Source organism: Methylophilus methylotrophus DSM 46235 = ATCC 53528 (assembly GCF_000378225.1).
GTDB lineage: Bacteria > Pseudomonadota > Gammaproteobacteria > Burkholderiales > Methylophilaceae > Methylophilus > Methylophilus methylotrophus.
Genome location: NZ_KB905141.1, coordinates 1,016,587 through 1,034,137, shown reverse-complemented (window position 1 = coordinate 1,034,137; position 17,551 = coordinate 1,016,587). Strand labels below are relative to the sequence as shown.

17 protein-coding genes and 2 tRNA genes are annotated in these 17,551 nt (G+C 48.9%); 8 read left to right on the top strand and 11 right to left on the bottom strand.

Going from position 1 to position 17,551, the window contains the following annotated elements; genetic code table 11:
- Nucleotide 1: 1 nt before the first annotated feature.
- The 6 genes from F463_RS0105055 to F463_RS0105030 all read left to right on the top strand — a co-directional run bounded on the left by F463_RS0105055 (nt 2) and on the right by F463_RS0105030 (nt 3,188).
- The gene (locus tag F463_RS0105055) at nt 2-364 is read left to right on the top strand and encodes a toxin-antitoxin system TumE family protein (protein ID WP_018985968.1); all 363 of its coding nucleotides are present in this window, start codon (nt 2-4) and stop codon (nt 362-364) included.
- The gene (locus F463_RS0105050; RefSeq protein WP_018985967.1) at nt 361-714 is read left to right on the top strand and encodes an HVO_A0114 family putative DNA-binding protein; all 354 of its coding nucleotides are present in this window, start codon (nt 361-363) and stop codon (nt 712-714) included. The genes F463_RS0105055 and F463_RS0105050 overlap by 4 nt, the downstream gene beginning before the upstream one ends.
- A 16-nt stretch (nt 715-730) precedes the next feature.
- Nucleotides 731-1,060, top strand: coding sequence for a hypothetical protein (locus tag F463_RS0105045; RefSeq protein WP_018985966.1), 330 nt, complete (start codon nt 731-733; stop codon nt 1,058-1,060).
- Between the two features lie 123 nt (nt 1,061-1,183).
- The gene (locus tag F463_RS0105040) at nt 1,184-1,873 is read left to right on the top strand and encodes a hypothetical protein (RefSeq protein WP_018985965.1); all 690 of its coding nucleotides are present in this window, start codon (nt 1,184-1,186) and stop codon (nt 1,871-1,873) included.
- A 165-nt stretch (nt 1,874-2,038) separates the two neighbouring features.
- On the top strand, nt 2,039-2,245 hold the full coding sequence (locus F463_RS0105035; protein WP_018985964.1) for a helix-turn-helix transcriptional regulator: 207 nt from the start codon (nt 2,039-2,041) through the stop codon (nt 2,243-2,245).
- The gene (locus tag F463_RS0105030) at nt 2,238-3,188 is read left to right on the top strand and encodes a rolling circle replication-associated protein (protein WP_018985963.1); all 951 of its coding nucleotides are present in this window, start codon (nt 2,238-2,240) and stop codon (nt 3,186-3,188) included. Before F463_RS0105035 ends, F463_RS0105030 begins: the two co-directional genes overlap by 8 nt.
- Before the next feature lie 90 nt (nt 3,189-3,278).
- On the opposite strand, the gene F463_RS0105025 is transcribed toward F463_RS0105030, so the two are convergent.
- On the bottom strand, nt 3,279-4,949 hold the full coding sequence (locus F463_RS0105025; RefSeq protein ID WP_018985962.1) for a DUF262 domain-containing protein: 1,671 nt from the start codon (nt 4,947-4,949) through the stop codon (nt 3,279-3,281).
- 145 nt (nt 4,950-5,094) lie between these two features.
- Nucleotides 5,095-5,171, bottom strand: a tRNA-Met gene (locus F463_RS0105020).
- A gap of 163 nt (nt 5,172-5,334) precedes the next feature.
- Between F463_RS0105020 and F463_RS0105015 the strand changes: the two genes are divergently transcribed.
- Nucleotides 5,335-5,952: an HD-GYP domain-containing protein gene (locus tag F463_RS0105015; RefSeq protein ID WP_018985961.1), complete on the top strand. Its 618-nt coding sequence runs from the start codon at nt 5,335-5,337 to the stop codon at nt 5,950-5,952.
- Between the two features lie 53 nt (nt 5,953-6,005).
- Here F463_RS0105015 and ychF read toward each other — a convergent pair whose 3' ends face one another.
- Nucleotides 6,006-7,091 carry a redox-regulated ATPase YchF gene (ychF, locus tag F463_RS0105010; RefSeq protein ID WP_018985960.1) on the bottom strand — a complete coding sequence of 362 codons (1,086 nt, stop codon included), beginning with the start codon at nt 7,089-7,091 and terminating at the stop codon, nt 6,006-6,008.
- Nucleotides 7,092-7,321: 230 nt separating this feature from the next.
- Here ychF and F463_RS0105005 point away from each other — a divergent pair, with 230 nt between their 5' ends.
- Nucleotides 7,322-10,084, top strand: a complete 2,763-nt coding sequence (locus F463_RS0105005) for a bifunctional diguanylate cyclase/phosphodiesterase (protein WP_245545130.1) — start codon at nt 7,322-7,324, stop codon at nt 10,082-10,084.
- 30 nt (nt 10,085-10,114) lie between these two features.
- On the opposite strand, the gene pth is transcribed toward F463_RS0105005, so the two are convergent.
- The 8 genes from pth to F463_RS0104965 form a co-directional block, all read right to left on the bottom strand.
- Nucleotides 10,115-10,687, bottom strand: a complete 573-nt coding sequence (gene pth / locus F463_RS0105000; protein ID WP_018985958.1) for an aminoacyl-tRNA hydrolase — start codon at nt 10,685-10,687, stop codon at nt 10,115-10,117.
- A gap of 82 nt (nt 10,688-10,769) precedes the next feature.
- Nucleotides 10,770-11,381, bottom strand: a complete 612-nt coding sequence (locus tag F463_RS0104995; RefSeq protein WP_018985957.1) for a 50S ribosomal protein L25/general stress protein Ctc — start codon at nt 11,379-11,381, stop codon at nt 10,770-10,772.
- A gap of 90 nt (nt 11,382-11,471) precedes the next feature.
- Nucleotides 11,472-12,407, bottom strand: a complete 936-nt coding sequence (locus tag F463_RS0104990; protein ID WP_033413166.1) for a ribose-phosphate pyrophosphokinase — start codon at nt 12,405-12,407, stop codon at nt 11,472-11,474.
- A gap of 125 nt (nt 12,408-12,532) precedes the next feature.
- Nucleotides 12,533-12,609 (bottom strand) — tRNA-Gln (locus F463_RS0104985).
- 14 nt (nt 12,610-12,623) lie between these two features.
- Entirely contained in the window at nt 12,624-13,523 is a 900-nt protein-coding gene (gene ispE, locus F463_RS0104980; protein ID WP_018985956.1) for a 4-(cytidine 5'-diphospho)-2-C-methyl-D-erythritol kinase, read from the bottom strand.
- A gap of 56 nt (nt 13,524-13,579) precedes the next feature.
- On the bottom strand, nt 13,580-15,007 hold the full coding sequence (locus tag F463_RS0104975; RefSeq protein ID WP_018985955.1) for a carbonic anhydrase: 1,428 nt from the start codon (nt 15,005-15,007) through the stop codon (nt 13,580-13,582).
- Nucleotides 15,008-15,080: 73 nt separating this feature from the next.
- Nucleotides 15,081-15,713 carry a lipoprotein insertase outer membrane protein LolB gene (lolB, locus tag F463_RS0104970; RefSeq protein ID WP_018985954.1) on the bottom strand — a complete coding sequence of 211 codons (633 nt, stop codon included), beginning with the start codon at nt 15,711-15,713 and terminating at the stop codon, nt 15,081-15,083.
- Nucleotides 15,713-17,419 carry a tetratricopeptide repeat protein gene (locus F463_RS0104965; protein ID WP_018985953.1) on the bottom strand — a complete coding sequence of 569 codons (1,707 nt, stop codon included), beginning with the start codon at nt 17,417-17,419 and terminating at the stop codon, nt 15,713-15,715. Before F463_RS0104965 ends, lolB begins: the two co-directional genes overlap by 1 nt.
- Nucleotides 17,420-17,551 lie beyond the last annotated feature (132 nt).

Here is a 17,551-nt window from a genome sequence, read left to right as displayed (position 1 = left end):
AATGGAGCCAGATTACACACTCAATACGCTATTGGATTTAAACGGGCAAATCATTCACCGTGACGATGGCTACTGGATGAAGTTTGAAGCGTGGCAGGTGAAGGCGAGTGATGAAGTACCGCATGGCGTACGTTACTCGCTGACACTGCATGATAAGTACGGCAAACGCATCATGGGCTATGACAACAGCCACGCCGTGAAACTGCCTAAAAAATTCAAATACGCTGGTCAACGAGTAACTTATGACCACAAACACCGACATGCAAGCGATCAGGGTGTGCCTTATGAATTTAAAGATGCTGCACAATTGCTTTCTGACTTTTTTAATGAAGTCGATAAAGTGCTGATGGAGATAACGAAATGACGAAACGCATCAATATTGGCATCATGCCTGAAGACAAAATACGTGAGCGTATGTTGGCGATTGCGCGCGGCGAATACAAACCCAAGCCCAGCGACCCTAAAATCTGGTTCACCTCCATGCGATCATTGGCAGAAGTGTTGAGCGATGAAAACAGGGCACTTTTAAAAATCATTCAAAAGTCACAGCCTGAGTCTATCTCTGGATTGGCAGAACTCACAGGCCGCAAGCAAAGCAATTTGTCACGGACATTAAAAACCATGTCGCAATATGGTTTGGTGGAAATGGTGCGGGAAAATCGGCAAGTAAAACCGATTGTTAAAGCAACCGAGTTTCAAATATTGGCAGCATGATAATAAAGGGGAGGCAATGGAAAACATCAGAGGATTAACACCAGACCAAGAGCGTTTCTTTTCACTCGAGGACAGCTCAAAACAATTAACACCGTTTTCAGTATTCTACTCAGTGCTTGCCGCAATCATGGTGGCGTGGTTACTAATTTCTTTGATCACCTATATTGCGGTGAGTATTTTTTTAAATAGTTACAGGGCTGAAATGTTGAGCCAAATAGATGAGCTTCGTCAAAATAGTCGCTTACTGCTCGATAATCCAACTGTGAATCGTCAGATTAGTAGAAGTCCGTCAGCTCCTCCCGATAAACACAAGGGTCCGCGAATCATTCATATTGATCGAGAGTGAGGAAAAATGTATTTCGAAACTCGGTCAGAATCGGACAGGTCGGGATGGTGCTGATTACACGTCCGATTCTTTGCCAGAGTATTTGCATGAAAAGTAAGTAGCATCAGATTAAGGGAGGGTAAATTGTTTCTAAAGGGAAAAGATTATCTTAGTATTTGGGAAGTTGCTCATCGCTGGGCAGGTGTAGCCCCAGACTCTACGAGCGAGAATAGTTTACCCGAGGAGGTTCAATACTATATTCAGAAAATTGTTGAAGGATATTGGAACTCTACCCTTAGGGTTCGTCGTTCCAATGGAGGGAGAATACCCAGAGAAAGTGCGCCTCTGTTTTTTTTCAATTTAAACATCTGGCAAAAACATCTTGAAAAGTGCTTTTTTGATAACGTTTACGATAAGTCAAAGTTAAATAATTACTATATTAACCGTTCAGAGCTTTTTAGAATGTGTGAAAGTGAAGACCTTGACCCTCCTGATTTTTGGAAGCGTCCCAAGTCACAGTCTGATCAGGAGGTTAAGGCAAACTCAACACATAGACCTCAAAACGAAGTTCATGATCGTTTAGTTTGTCAGGCAATTGCAAAAACCTATTGGGATATAGACCCTAAAATTCATCCTGCGCATATGGCTAAATCAAGAGCTATCAATTTATATGCCAATGGAAAACATTACAAAGATGAAAGTACGATAAAAAATTGGATTACTGAAGTAGACCCCTTAAAAGGTCAAAGAAAAGCTGGACGGCCTAAAGACGTAGATTACTTAATTGACCTAGAAAATGGTGTTCTGTCTCCTAAAATCATTCAAAACGAGTAGCCAGCTAAAAAGTTAAATTAAGATTTATGTTAGGCCATCATTGGGTTAAAACATACTTTCAGATCTAAGGAGTAGTTTTTAATTTTTTAGTTGACCTGAACCTTTTTTAATCAGTTTTTTCTTGTTTCATTATTTTGTCTCCACCAATTACTGGAGACAAAAAAAATGCAGTTTCAATCTCAACTCCTTAGCACCCCACAGGCGGCTAAGTTTCTCAATGTCAGTATCGCGTTTTTAGAACGTGATCGCTGGGCAGGCGCAAAAATCCCCTTTGTAAAAGTCGGTTCGCGTGCGGTGCGTTATCGGCTGCAAGACCTGCAAAACTATATTGATCAGCACGTGCAATCAGGTAGTGAGGTGCGCCATGATTAATCTGGATAAGTTTTTGCAGATCGATGGTGTACAGCATGCAGTGTTACCGCCTGATCATCCGCTTATGTGGGGGCAGCCAATTAACACGCCAGTCTATGAGCAGGATTATCAATGGCGTTTAAAGATTCAACCATTTTCCCAGGGTGGGTTTGAAGCGAAGGCGGTGCTGGTCAATCGCAATCATCTCAACCGTTTGATTAATGCCAACCGTGAGCGGGGGAGACGTGCAAAGCCAAAAGAAAAAGATGAGGCAGACGCCAAACGTGATCTGGAAAAATGCGCCTACCGAGCGGCAAGACGTGTTCGCCATCTTTGCCTTGAAATTCGCGCTGACAGATTACTAACACTCACCACGCGCAGCCTGCTCACTGAATACGATCAAGTGATTACCACATGGAAACGCTTTATGCGGATACTTGAAAACGCAGGTCAAAAGTTTGAATATGTTGCCGTGCCAGAGCTGCACAAAAGTGGCGAGCATTACCATGTCCATGCAGCAATCAACGGCTTTGTGCGGGCTGATATGTTGCGGCGATGCTGGCAGATTGCCCTTGGTGGAAAAGGCGATGAGCGAGGCGAAAATGCCCTTGGCAACGTTGATATTAAACGTAGCAAGCGTAACCATTACGACAGCGCCAAACACGCTTTAGGTATTGCCAAATACATTTCTAAATACATTACCAAAAGCTACTTGGAGCACCACCAATTCAACCGCAAACGCTATTGGGCGCCACGCTCAATCAAATTGCCCGAAACAATGGCTGAATGGATGCAAGCTGAAAAAGTGGCTGACGCTGTGCAAGAGCTGCACACCCGATTTGATACCGCCATTATGGTGGAAGCTGTCAGAGACCGCAGTTTGTATATCACTGAGGCTAATGCGCCAATGATATTTTTTAGATACTTGCCTAGCGATCAAACGCCATTACAAGCACCGTTCTAGGCTTCGCACAAACGCACTGCGCGCCGCGCGCAAGCGCGTCGCACAGCGCGGATTGGGCGATGCCCTAGACTAGATATAAAGGACACTTAATTACTTAAGAGTCCAAACTTGAACCGCAATATCAGCCATTGCACTTTGCCTTAATTCAATTTCTTTTTTTGTCCATTGGATGTTCTCTGATATGGATTTGGTAAGTTTAAATTCTGATTTTTTATACTCACTAGACTTTTCCTCGAATGATTCGTTTTCAAATGAACTGTTTGTTTTTGAGGACATTAATGTTAAGTTTCCGAGCCTATTAAAAGCTGCTTTGTGTTCTTCAGTTGTGAATTTGTTGCTCCAATATTCATTTAGTGTTTGAGGTAAAATGTGTTCAAGGTTAACCTTGCCTGTATCTAGAGATGATTGTAATTGACCGTTACTTAGATGTGTTTCGATGCAACGTAAATAGAATCTAGCCAGCTTTTGTTTTGAAAATGAGGCAATGCTGAATGCATCCTTGAAGGCAGAGTCCGTTGGAACAGATGTGAACGTGGCAACTAAGTCCTTAATTGTTGAAAGATTTCCATCTGAGACAGCCTTTGCTGTGTCTGCATAATATCTTTCTAAAAGACCACCTCCTACACCACCTACAACCTGAAATCGGACGGCAACCGAAACTAATTTTTGTAGTGCACCAGAAATATTCTTGTTATCAAATTTATCAATAATTGCAAGAATTAAGGGCCTAATCTGAATCATACCCAATGTATTTAGCGATGCTATTGACTCTTTGACTGAGGGCTCGTATTTGCTCCACAATTCATGGTCTGTGTTAAGTAAAGCCGAGTAAGTTTTTGCTCGTTCTGCAAGTTCAGTCGAGAAGGATAACGCTGATTTTTTGCTGGTAATTTTCTTTTTAATTACTCCGTAGAGGTCTTTTTCTCGAATTAGTCCATATTTAGACATTGCAAAATGTCTGAGGTACTGAACAATAAGGGGGTCGTCAGATGCACTCTCCAATATAGCAACCATACTAAGCCATCTGTTTTTTGTTTCCTCAATTTTTTCGCCTGATTTTAGGAATAGATAGTTTTTAAGTAAATCTGATATTGCGAGTTCAAGTCCTCTATCGTTGAGTGTTTCGAAAATGACGAATGCATTACTATCATCAGGAGCCGTAACTAAAATTACTTTTAAGTTACTTTCTAGATAGTCTAGCCAACTGTGCAATTCCTCCTCAGAATCTTTGGATTTTGTACATAAGTCCTCAAGGTACTTGTAGATTGTTTCAGCAGCATCAATAAGCCTTTTATGAGATTGTCTTGTATATTTTTCTTTCTGAATGTTTGGAATGCTTTCAATTAGATCTTGGTAAAGTTCATTATCAATTTCATTCAGAACTAGCTTAGGCTCTTTCTCCCTAGACTTTCTGTCAGTGCTTGCTAAAAATTCAGTTTTTACACTTGTTACTACATCCTCGTCACCTTCGCGTTTAAATATATCTTTAATTGCAGCAATTAATAGGCTGACTGTCGTCAGCCTTTGTTGACCATCAACAACTTCATATCTTTTTTCTGATTGTCCAGTAACAACTAGTGAGCCCAGGAAATATTCATGTTCTTTACTTTTAATAGACTCATGCACATCGTTCAGCAATGCTTCTACATGTTCAATCTCCCAAGCATATGATCTTTGATAAGCTGGTACTTTGAATCTTTTAGTTTTTAGAATGTTACTTATTCCATCAAGAACAATCTGAATATCCTGAATTTGAGACATGATTTTCTCTTTTGTTGATATTGAACCCGCTAAAAAGTCTATAGAATGAGAGGGCTTATATCAATAAAAAAGCTACTACGTGGCTACTAATGTAAAGAAGTGTATAAAAGAAAACGGCTTCCATCTCTGGAAGCCGCTTAGGTATTGGTGGTGAAAGAGGGACTTGAACCCTCGACCCCAGGATTATGAATCCTGTGCTCTAACCAGCTGAGCTACATCACCAGATTTGAAAGACCGCGATTATAGCAGTTGTATCAGGGCACGACAACATTCCTTTGAGCCCTTTTTTACTAAGCATTTTCTTGAATCGTGGGTGCCTGGGTTTTCACGGGTTTGATTTTGGGAGTATGCTAGGCTGGGTAATCAATTAAAACTCGGGGATGCGATGAACGAGGCTGTCAGTAATCACGGTGGGGTTTTGCATTTGGGTAAGGTATTTGCCGATGCATTGCGGATGCGCGATGCGTACACTCGTTTGCATAGTGATCGTGTGATGGCGCTTTCTAACGGGGTTGGGCTGGAGATTGGTTTAACCCGTCAGGAGCTGGATGCCTTGGAGTTGGGGGCTTGTTTGCATGACATTGGCAAGATTGTGGTGCCGGATGCCGTGTTAATGAAGCCGAGCAAGCTGACTGAGGCAGAGTTTGCCGTCATGCAGACGCACCCGGCAGTGGGGGCAAATTTGATTGAGGTTTATGAGCATGAGGATGCTAAGCGGATTGCAGGCATCGTGCGCTATCATCATGAGTGGTTTGATGGCAGTGGCTATCCGGGTCACCTGGTCGGTGAAGCGATTCCGTTGTTGTCACGCATTGTGACGGTGGTGGATAACTATGATGCGATGGCGGTGCGGCGGGTATATCAAGGCGCCCGTCCACATGCCGAGATCATGCAGATTATGGATTCCGAATCAGGAACCAAGCTGGATCCTGAAATTTTTGGCCACTTCAAGCGGGTGATTGAGAAACCCGAGTACCAGTCGTTTATCGCCACTGGTGAGTAGTTTGTAAAGAAAAAGGCTGGGAGACCCAGCCTTTTGCACGTGTATATTCAGGCTTAGACGTTAAACCGGAAGTGCATGACGTCGCCATCCTGCACAATATACTCTTTGCCTTCCAGGCGCATTTTGCCGGCTTCCTGCGCGCCTTTTTCACCTTTGTATTGTATGTAGTCGTTGTAGGCGATGACTTCGGCACGGATAAAACCGCGTTCAAAGTCAGTATGAATGACGCCTGCGGCCTGGGGTGCAGTGGCGCCTTTTTTTACGGTCCAGGCACGGACTTCCTGCACACCTGCAGTGAAATAGGTTTGCAGGCCCAGCAAATCATATGCAGCACGGATCACGCGGTTGAGGCCGGGTTCCTCTTGTCCAAGTTCTCGTAAGAATTCGAGTTTATCGGCGTCGTCCAGCTCAGCAATTTCCCCTTCAATTTTTGCGCAGATAGTGACGACAGGCGCTTTTTCGGTTTTGGCTAAGGCAAGCACTTTGTCTAAATGTGGGTTGTTTTCGAAGCCGTCTTCGGTCACGTTGGTGATATACATCACGGGTTTGACGGTAATCAGACATAGCGGTTTGAGCAAATTGAGTTCTTCGACATCCAAATTGAGAGTGCGCACGGCTTTGGCTTCGTTGAGGCAGGGCAGCACTTTATCCAGCACTTTGATCAGGGCAATGGCTTCCTTGTCGCCGCTTTTGGCTTTTTTGCCTTCGCGCTGCATGGTTTTTTCAACGGTTTCCATGTCGGCCAGCGCCAGCTCGGTGTTGATGACTTCAATGTCGGCCAGGGGATCTACCTTGCCAGCGACGTGAATCACATTGCCGTCTTCAAAACAGCGCACCACGTGTGCAATGGCATCCGTCTCGCGGATATTGGCGAGGAACTTGTTTCCCAGGCCTTCACCTTTGGAAGCGCCAGCCACCAGCCCGGCAATGTCTACAAACTCAACAATCGCCGGCTGGGTTTTTTGCGGTTTGACAATATCGATCAGCGGTTGCATACGCTGGTCGGGCACTTCAACAATGCCGACGTTAGGCTCGATGGTGCAGAAAGGATAGTTTTCTGCCGCAATGCCGGCTTTGGTGATGGCGTTAAACAGGGTGGATTTGCCTACATTGGGCAGGCCGACGATACCGCATTTCATAGTGGATGAACCCTAGCGTGAGTGTTGCCGCAGTGTAATTTGCGGCAAAGATTGAATAAAACCAATATTTTACCGTTAGTAAGGAGATAGAGCCAGAATGAATGTTGATCTGTATTAAATTGTATGAAAGATTTAAGTTTTATTATAAATTAGAAAACGCATGATAGCGGGGGCATAATTGTTGTCGTCATGCGCCTTCCTGCAAAGGATGAGAAATGTTAGGTTTCAATATGGCATCATTACAACCGTTGTTGTCGTCACGATGGATTGCCGCGCTGATATTGTTTTGCGCATTGCAAGCCTCATTTTTGCTATGGCTGAGCGAACGCCATCACGCTGAAGCATTACAGGCTGTTAAATTCAAGCAGTACGCATTGTCTGCTTCCGAAAGTGTGCAGCAACGCCTGAATGCCTACAGGCAAATTCTCAAGGGTGTAGAGCAGCTCTATATTTCCTCCCAGTTTGTATCGGCTGAAGAGTTCAGGCTGTATGTTGAAGACTTTACCCAGAGTACTGAATACAACAGCCTGAATGCCCTCGGTTTTATCAAGTATATCCACTTGCAACACCCAGAAACGTTTAATGATCTGGAGGTGCCCGTCCAAAAATTGCTCAAGCAACTGGAGTTTGTCAAAGGTGAGAATGAGGTCGCCCCTGTGCTGTATGTGGAGCCTAGGAACGATGCCAATCGCGAGGTCTTGCTAAAAAACGCTTTTCTGGATGCGCAGTTGCGTGCTGATTTGCTGGAGGCAGGCGATGGCGACCGCTTGGTTATGTCGCGGCATTCAGCGGATAGTCGCGATATTCAACCCTATAAGAATTATATTTTTAATGCCCCTGTGTATCGTGGCAAGGCTGAAGCAAACACGGTGGATAGGCGTAGCCGCCTGAATGGCTGGGTCTTCTTGCGTTTTGACGTGAATACCATGCTCGCAGAGGCTTTGCATCCCGTCGAGCAAAGGTTGATACATTTTGATGTATTCGACATGGGAGAAAAAGAGGGGCAGGTTCCTTTATATCACAGTGGCGGGGATGATGGTGCAAATGTCCACGACAGTGCGGCGGCATGGTCCAGCGTATATACCTTGAATGTGAATGGCCAGGTGTGGCGGTTGCAGGCTCGTTCGACCGCAGCATTTGAGTCGGCCACTGATTATCAGGATGCCAATGATAGGGGTATTTTAGGTGTGGTGGTGAGCCTGTTGCTGGCTGGAGTGGTTCAATTTGCTGTCATGCGTCATCGCACACGCCATACGCTTGAACAATATAGCCAGGCCCTTAGCAGCAGTGAGCAGCGCTGGAAACTGGCCATGGAAAGTACAGGAGATGGTGTGTGGGACTGGAATGTCTCCGAGTCCAAGGTGGTATTTTCAGAGCGCTGGCAAAAGTTACTCGGTTTTTCGTCACAGGAGCTTGCGCACAAACCGGCTGCCTGGCATCAACGTATTCATGCGGATGATGCTGCCGCGGTCACCGAGTTGCAACAGCAGGTGCTTGAGGGCGCGCGTGAACAATACGCGGTGGAATACCGGCTGCTATGCCAGGACGGCAGCTGGAAATGGGTATTTGATCGCGGCAGGGTATTGATGCATGACGAGCACGGTAAGCCAACACGCATCCTGGGCACGCTGGCGGATATTTCAAAGATCAAGCAATCGGAGGAAGTGGTTTGGCAGTATGCCAACGTGGATACTTTGACTGGTCTGCCTAATCGACGCCTGTTTTTTGACCGCCTGGATCAGGCGTTGCAAGCGATTAAAGTGACTAACCAGAAACTGGCGATTGTATTTCTTGACCTGGATCGTTTTAAAGAGGTCAACGATGCCCAAGGACATGACCAGGGTGACAAGTTGCTATTACAGGCCGGTAAACGCTTGGCAGGGTGTGTGGGTAACAAGGATCTGGTCGCTAGGTTGGGTGGTGACGAATTTGTGCTCATGCTCAGTGAGGCGACGGCGAGTTATGTTGAGGCACTGGCACAGCGGGTGATTGACGCCTTGTCCCAGCCTTTCCAGTTGGATGAAACACATGCCTATGTCTCTGCCAGCCTGGGGATTGCGATCTTCCCGGACGATGCCGCAAACAAGGAAGACCTGATGAAGCGCGTAGACCAGGCCATGTATGCTTCCAAGCAAAAAGGCGGCAATTGTTTTACCTATTTTACCCCGCGTATGCAACAGAATGCAGAGCAGCGTATGCGCCTGTCGCATGATTTGCGCCAGGCCATCAGCAACGAGGAGTTTTTCCTTGAATACCAGCCGGTGGTGAATTTACAGACTAACCTGGTGGTGAAGGCAGAAGCATTGCTTCGCTGGCAGCATCCGGTCAAAGGCCTGATTCCACCGATGGACTTTGTTAGCATTGCTGAAGATAATTTATTAATCGTCCCCATTGGTGAGTGGGTGTTCCAAACGGCCATTGAGCAATGCCGGCAGTGGCGCCAGTCATTGCATCCCATGTTCCAGATGGCAATCAATAAATCACCGGTGCAATTTGCCCCCGAGCATAGAAAGCAGGATGACTGGTTATCCAAGGTATCTAATGGCTACTATGAAGGCAATATGGTGGTGGTAGAAATCACCGAGCGCTTATTGCTGGATGGACATACTCAAATTAGTGAACGCTTGAGCCAATATCGGCAGGCGGGGGTGCAGGTCGCACTAGACGATTTTGGCACGGGTTATTCTGCCTTGTCTTACCTCAAAAAATTCCCGATTGATTACGTCAAGATTGATCGCTCATTTGTGCGCGAGCTGGGGGTCTCTGGTGAAGATGAGGCATTGTGTCGCGCCATTATTGTCATGGCGCATAGTCTTGGCATGCAGGTGATTGCCGAGGGGATAGAGAACCAGCGCCAGTTAAGCCTGTTGCAGGAGATGGGCTGTGATTTTGGCCAGGGATATTATTTCTCGCCACCGTTGCGGCCGGACGCCTTTATCCGCTGGCATCAGGAGTGGCACCAAAAATCGGGGGTATTGTCACGCAGACGCTAACTCAAGCCAAAGGGCGCAATCGCGCCCTTTTTATTTGCTGTGCAGTTGCAGCATGGCTTTTTCAAACTGGCCCTGAGCCAGTAGCTCACTGACAGTGGTCGCCTTGATGATGCTGTCGTCTATCGCTTGTTGCTCATCCTTGCCTGCGGCTTTCAAGACAAAGTTTGCGACTTCTGCCTTGTTGCCAGGATGGCCGATGCCAAGGCGCAAGCGCCAGTAATCTGCGGTGCCCAATGCGGCATGGATATCGCGCAGGCCATTATGGCCGCCATGGCCGCCACCGAATTTAAGTTTGGCCTGGCCGGCAGGTAAATCCAGTTCGTCATGGACCACTAGGATTTCGGCAGGCTGGATTTTGTAGTAATTGGCGATCGCCGCCACTGACTTGCCGCTGGCATTCATAAATGTGGTGGGTTTGAGTAGCCATTTGTCACTATGGGGCTGCCACTTGCCAGCGATGCCAAACAACTTGGCTTCGGCGGCCAGACGACTGCCGGATTGTTGCGCCAGTAGATCCACAAACCAGAAGCCTGCGTTATGGCGCGTCATGGTGTATTTGTCGCCGGGATTGCCCAGCCCTACAATCAATTTGATACCGGTCATGGTGTATTTATCATTCAGACAAAGAAAAAACGCGCACCCAAGAGTGCGCGTTTATTGTAGCGGTTTTCGCTGAGTCAGCCGATTATTCAGCCGCTGGTGTTTCTTCAGCTGCTTCGTCACTGCCACCACGTGGTTTCAGGATGGTCGCGACAGCCGCGTCATCGTTGTGAGCCAACTGTACGAACTCAACGCCTTTTGGCAGTTTGATTTCAGACAGGTGGATAGAGTGGCCAGCTTCCAGTTTGCCCAGGTCTACTTCGATGAATTCTGGCAGGTCTTTCGCCAGGCAGCTGATGTCCGCTTCAGTCTGGATGTGGGAGATGCTACCACCGCCTGTTTTCACGCCAGGTGCCACATCTTCATTTGTGAAGTGGAAAGGCACTTTTACGTGGATTTTCTCAGTCGCGGAAACGCGCTGGAAATCGATGTGCTGAATCGTGTTGCGCACTGGGTGCAGCTGATAGTCACGCAACAGAACGCTTTCTGCCTTGCCATCCAGCACCAGGCTCAGGATAGAGGCGTGGAATGCTTCATGGCGGAATTCCATGAACAGTTCTTTGTGGTTAAGCTCGATAGACACAGCGGCTTGGTCACCACCGTATACAACACCTGGCACGCTACCGGCGCGACGCAGGCGGCGGCTCGCACCCGTACCTTTTACGTCACGTTTGACGGCTTTAATTTCGATACTCATGTTGAGGCTCCTAAAAACGCCATAAATGGCGGTACTGCACTAAAAACTGCAAGCCGCGACCAGCTTGCAGCACAAAAAATCACAAATCCATTAATCCATAAATAAGGAAGACACTGATTCTTCCTGGCTGATACGCTTGATGGTCTCTGCCAGCAATGGTGCCGCACTCAGTTGGCGGATTTTGCTGCAGGCCTTGGCGCCAGCGTTCAATGCAATGGTGTTGGTGACCACTAGCTCATCCAGCGCGGAGGCGGTAATCCGCTCACCAGCGCCGCCGGATAATACCGGGTGTGTGGCATAGGCGACGACTTTGGTCGCGCCACGGTCTTTCAAGGCGGCAGCCGCTTCACACAAGGTGTTGGCAGTATCAACCATGTCATCCATGATGACGCAGGTACGGCCTTCAACCTCACCAATAATATTCATCACCTTGGCCACGTTCGCTTTCGGGCGCCGTTTGTCGATAATGGCCAGGTCGGCATTCAATTGCTTGGCAGCGGCACGCGCACGTACTACACCGCCAACATCTGGTGAAACCACCACCAGGTTTTCGTGACCTTGCTTTGCCAGGTCATCCAGCAAGATTGGCGTTGCATAAATGTTGTCGACCGGGATGTCAAAGAAACCCTGAATCTGGTCAGAGTGCAAGTCCATGGTCAGCAAGCGGTTCACGCCCACGCTGGTCAGCATGTTGGCCACCACTTTAGCGGTAATTGCCACCCGGGCTGAACGCGGACGTCTGTCCTGGCGCGAGTAACCCAGGTAGGGGATCGCTGCGGTGATACGACCTGCCGAGGAGCGACGCAGCGCATCCACCATGACCATGACTTCCATCAGGCTGTCATTGGTGGGGTAGCTGGTGGACTGCAACACAAACACGTCGCGGCCACGCACATTTTCCAGTAGTTCCAGCATGATTTCACCGTCAGAAAAACGGCCAACATCCGCACGCCCTAGTTCAATGCCCAAATGCTTGGCAACTTCTTGTGCCAGTACCGGATTGGCATTGCCGGTAAATACCATCATGTTGGCGTTACTCAACGTTGTACCCTTTTTAGCGATGACGATGTCTTGAAACCTGAAACCATGCCTGTGGCTGGAATCTATAAAAAATTTAAGCGTGTAAATCGTCAAATCTACACGCTTATGTTTGGCTGAGGAGGAAGGATTCGAACCTTCGCATGCCGGAATCAAAATCCGGTGCCTTAACCAGCTTGGCGACTCCCCAAAAACTTGTCTTTATCACACTTGTTGTGTGGCTTGGTCACCATCAGCAACCGAAGCAAAAAGCGGATGGTATTCTAACCCTTTTGCCCAAAAACCAGAAGTGTTTTCTGGTCGATTTGCAATCAATTCATCCGCTTTTGCTGCACTATCCACGGCAACAAACACAGAAGCACCGGAACCACTCATACGGGCATCGCCGTATTGTTTTAACCAGGCCAACGTTTTGCCGACTTGAGGATAAAGCATACAAACAACCGCTTCCATATCGTTCCTGGCTTGTTGCCAGAACGCGCCGGAATTAGCGCCGTTTGAAAAGTCCGCTATTCTCAATGGTTTCGAGTCTCTTGTCAATGCTTGGTGCGCAAAAATTTGTGCTGTCGGCACTTCTACTTGCGGCGTGATGACAACATAGTATTTTTCAAGCATGGAAGAGGGCAGGGCAACCGCCGCCAATTGCTCTCCTACACCTTCTGCCCAGGCAGGCTGGCCAAAAATAAACACGGGCACATCTGCCCCCAGGCTTAGGCCAATAGTCATTAGTTGTTGTCTGGAGTAGCCCAGTTGCCATTGCTGGTTGAGCGCCATCAGTACCGTGGCAGCGTCTGAGCTGCCACCCCCGAGACCCCCGCCCATGGGGACCCGCTTGTCGCAATAGATGTCGGCACCCAGCGTACAGCCGCTGGCTTGTTGCAATGCGCGGGCGGCGCGGATGGTGAGATCTTTTTCTGGCGGCACACCGGCTAACGGGTTCCTATGCACGAGTTGCCCATCTTCGCGCACGCGTATGCGCACTTCGTCACCGTGGTCCAACAACAGAAAAAGGCTTTGCAGGGTGTGGTAGCCGTCAGGGCGCTGACCGGTAATATGCAGGAACAGGTTGATTTTACAGGGCGCAGGGTAGGTAATGAATGCCATGGCCGCTATTGTAAAGCATGCCTGAATATTTCAGGCATGCTTGTTCGAGTGAAGATTTACTCCAGGATCATGCGGCCCTGGCCATCTTGCAACGGGCGCTGGTTAGGCTCGCTTATGGCTTGCTGCAAACTGCCCAGCTGGAACTTGGAAATTTTGAGCGGTTCTTTCATGATCACCCACTGTACACCTTCTGTACAAGGAGGGGCTGTCAATGAGCCGCTGTAACGGTAATAGGCAGGTTTGGTCGGCATTAGGTCACCCGGTGTAACACGTATCGCCAGCGGTTTGCTCTGCTCTTTTTCCTTGGGCACGCTGCCAAGCAGTTTCTCAAAGGCTGGGTTTGCATTGCCTTCTTCCAGCATGACCGCAATGATCACGCGATGGCCGGTTTTATCTTCATGCACCATATGCAACTCTGCAGCATAGGACTTTTGCTTGATTTGATGTTCGCTGGGCACGTGCACGCTGATATATTTAAGTTGGTAGGGTTTCTGGTCCAGCACCATCATGTTGCCAGTCCCGGCATCCAGGATCAGGCTATGATCCTTCAGGGCTATATTTTTCAGCGGGAACTTTTGTAAGCGCTTGAGCGGTTTGAGCGCAGCCGTAATCGTGTTGTCGATATTGATCGGAGATTGCTGGCTGCCTGCATTACATACCGCAAAGTCAGGATTCAGGCTGCCCCATTTGTCCGGTCCGTGCGGGCCGCTATAGGCCCAGGATGGATCATTAGTCTTATCTTTTTTAGACTGTTTGTCTTTTTCCTTATCCGCAGCGCCCTTGTCTGTTTTGCTGGCGGAGTCTGGCTTGCCTGTAGTGGTTTTATCTGAGGCCGGTTTTGTTGCAGGCGGTTTAGCCTCGGCTGTTTTTGTCTCTGCAGGTTTGTTTTCTGCGGCAGGTTTTTCCTGCGGCTTTGCATTGTCAGTGGCAGCAGGAGCAGGTTCGGCAACGCTATCAGGGGCTGCGGGTTTGTCTTTGCTGCTGGCCACAGCGGGGACGACAGGATTAGCGGCGCGTCTCGCGGCAGCTTCCTGGCGCTGTTTTTCTTTGGCTTGCCATTTGCACACGTATTGCTGGGCAACCTCTACTTCGGACTCAGGCAAGGGCTCAATAAAGTCTGCCTGCTTGGCCGTGGTGCCGGCTGAGTAGACGAGCTCATCATCTTCGTACTGGAACACCTGAATGGTGGCTGCCTTGCGTTTGTCGCAATCAAAATACCATAAGGCTTTGGCGTGGTTATAGACGCGGTCAACGGATTCCACATTTTTCTGCGGCGTGCTGTAATCTACCTTGACCCAGGCTTTGATATAAGGTTTTTCCTCCAGCAGGGATTGCTTGTCTATCATAAGCTGGTTGTGGTCTGTTTTCTTGATCGACAACCACTGGGATGCCTGGCTGTGACCAGGCGCAAGGCATAGCACCAGCCATAAGCTGCAGGCCAGCCAGATGCGATAGTAAGTAGGGGTAAACAGATAACAGCTCATACAGCCATTATCGACGTCATGCGCTGAATCTTTAATCAGCGCATGACGGAAAACACGGCAGTCTAAGGCTTGTTTACCAGTGTTGAATCACCAGTTTGAGGCGCACATCCTGCTGCTGCAGGCGCGTAGTGTAAGGCAGCTGCTCCAATGCCCCATTCAGTGCTGTCTGCTGGTAATCGCCGTAATTAATTTGCCATTGATCCTGCAACAGGCTGGCGGGCGTGCCGTTTTCCAGATAATTTGCCTCAAAGGGGCTGGCCGGGTGTGGAATGCCCAGTATCCACTGGCTGAGGCCTGCCAATGGCAGACGCCAGCCCAGCAGGCGTTCAGTCAGGCTGGCCACATCAGCCGCTTCATGTTCCTTGCCGCTCTGGTCGGTCAGCGTGACGGCATGCGGTGTGCGGTGAATCAGGGCCACTTGCTGTCCAAGTGGGCTGAAAATCCGCATGGTGTCTTCTTGGGCCTTATGCTGCCATTCCATGCGCGCCGTATAGCCCTTGCCTGCATATTGCACGGCCATTTTGGCTTCCAGGCTAAAGTCCTTGACCTCCTGCAGCCGCTGGGTACGCTGCTGCGATGCCTTACTGGCCGTGGTTTGGGTGGTGGGAGCGGGCAGAGAAGCACAGCTAGCCAGAATGAACCCTAGCATCCCGGCAATGACCTGGCCGCCGGAAGGCAGCCTCCACTGTATCGGTATCGACGGCATTAAAGCTCAGACTTCAGTTTCTTTGCGGTAGCCATCAATACTTCGTTATCCGGATTGCTGGACAATGCCTGGTCCAGGATTTTCTGTGCTTCGTCGCGCTGGCCCTGTTTCCATAATACTTCTGCCAGATGGGCAGCAATCTCAGGGTCCTGCTGTATCGCATAGGCATGGCGCAGCTCTTCTGTCGCGCGTGACAGGTCTCCCAGGCGGTAATAGACCCAGCCCAGGCTATCCATGATGTAATGATCTTCCGGTGAAAGTTTGGTGGCGGTTTCAATCAGGCTCTTGGCTTCCATGAGCTTGATGTTGCGGTCAGCATAAGAATAGCCCAGGGCGTTGTAGGCGGCCGCCATATCTGGTTTCATTTTGATCACCTTGTGCAAGGTGTCTTCCATGATGTCAAATTTTCCCTGTCGCTCGGCATTCAATGCATAGTCATACAGCAGTTCAGGGCTGTCGGGAAAGCTTTGCACAGCCTTGCCCAGCAAGGCATAGGCTTCATCGTTGCGTTTGGCCTGGTTCAGCATTAATGCCTGGTTCTGGATGACCAGCGCCTGCTGTTCTGGTGTCAGGCCGTCTACATTGTCCAGCATGGTGATGGCTGCATCTATGCCATCACGGCGCGCTATAATGCTGGCCGCCGCGAGGCGGCCAGCCAGGAATTGTTCGCCTTCACCTATCTTGTCGAACCATTGCAAGGCGCGGGTATCATCCTTTTGCTCTGCCGCAGAACGGCCCAGGTTGAAATATACTTTGTTCGGCTCCTTGAAGCCGACCTGCAGTGCATGCTCCAGACGCTGGTCAGCAAAGCTGTATTCTCTGGCATCCAGAGCCAGCAGGCCGACAATCACATTCATTTCAGGATTGTTTTGATGACGCTCCAGCAATTTGGTGAATTCTACTTTGGCATCGGTGGTGTTTTTTTGTACCAGTAAGGCACGTGCCAGTGCCAAGCGAATCTGGTCAGCCTCAGGGTTTGTCTTTAAAAAATCATGATAGAAGGCTATCCCTTTTTGCGGATCTTTCTCGCTGAGCATTTGTCCGCGAATTTGTGCAGGGGCTTCCCAGCCTGGGCGTAATTTTGAAGCTTCTTTTAATTCCGCCTCCATCAGCTTTTCGTTATGGGCAAAATAAGCAGCTTGTGAAATGGCAAAGTGAGCTTCCGGTAGCTTGGGGTAAGGTTTTGCCAATTGCTGGACCGCTTCCAGAACCGATGTTTTGTCGGTGACGCGCATCATGAGGCTGTTGAGTTCCATAAAGGCGTTGGGGCGGATGCTGTCATTGGCCAGCACCTTCTGGATTTGTGGCACGGCTTTTTTAAGATTGCCATTGGCAATCAGCAGTTGGCTGGCGGCTTGGGCTGCCGGGATAGAGTCTGGTGCCAGTTCTGCCCACAGCTCTGCCGAGGGCAGGGCGAGTTGCGGTGTGCGCGCAATGGTGGCTGCCTGTGTGGCGCGTTCTGCCAGCAACGGGTCGCGCGTTTGTTTGGCCAAGTCCAGGAACAGCTGCCCTGCCAGTACGAATTCCCCACGTTGCGCAGCCACCTCTCCGAGCAGGTATTTGTAAACAAATTCAGCCGTGGGGGCGGTCATGGTGGGGGAGCTGCTGGCCGACCAGGCCGGGGTTGCCAGTAATGCCAGCCAGAACGCTATCGTCGTACGGCGCTTTGCGGTGGGTTTGAGCGTAAATCGGCTGGTGTGAGACATACGGGATTCCTGTTTAATTGGTCTGTTGATGAACAGTGTCATGACTGTGGTGTGAGGGTTGATATGCAATACTGAATTTTTGTTTAGTCCGTGACAGTTGCTGCAAGTTCATCCATAATGTGCGATTTGTAA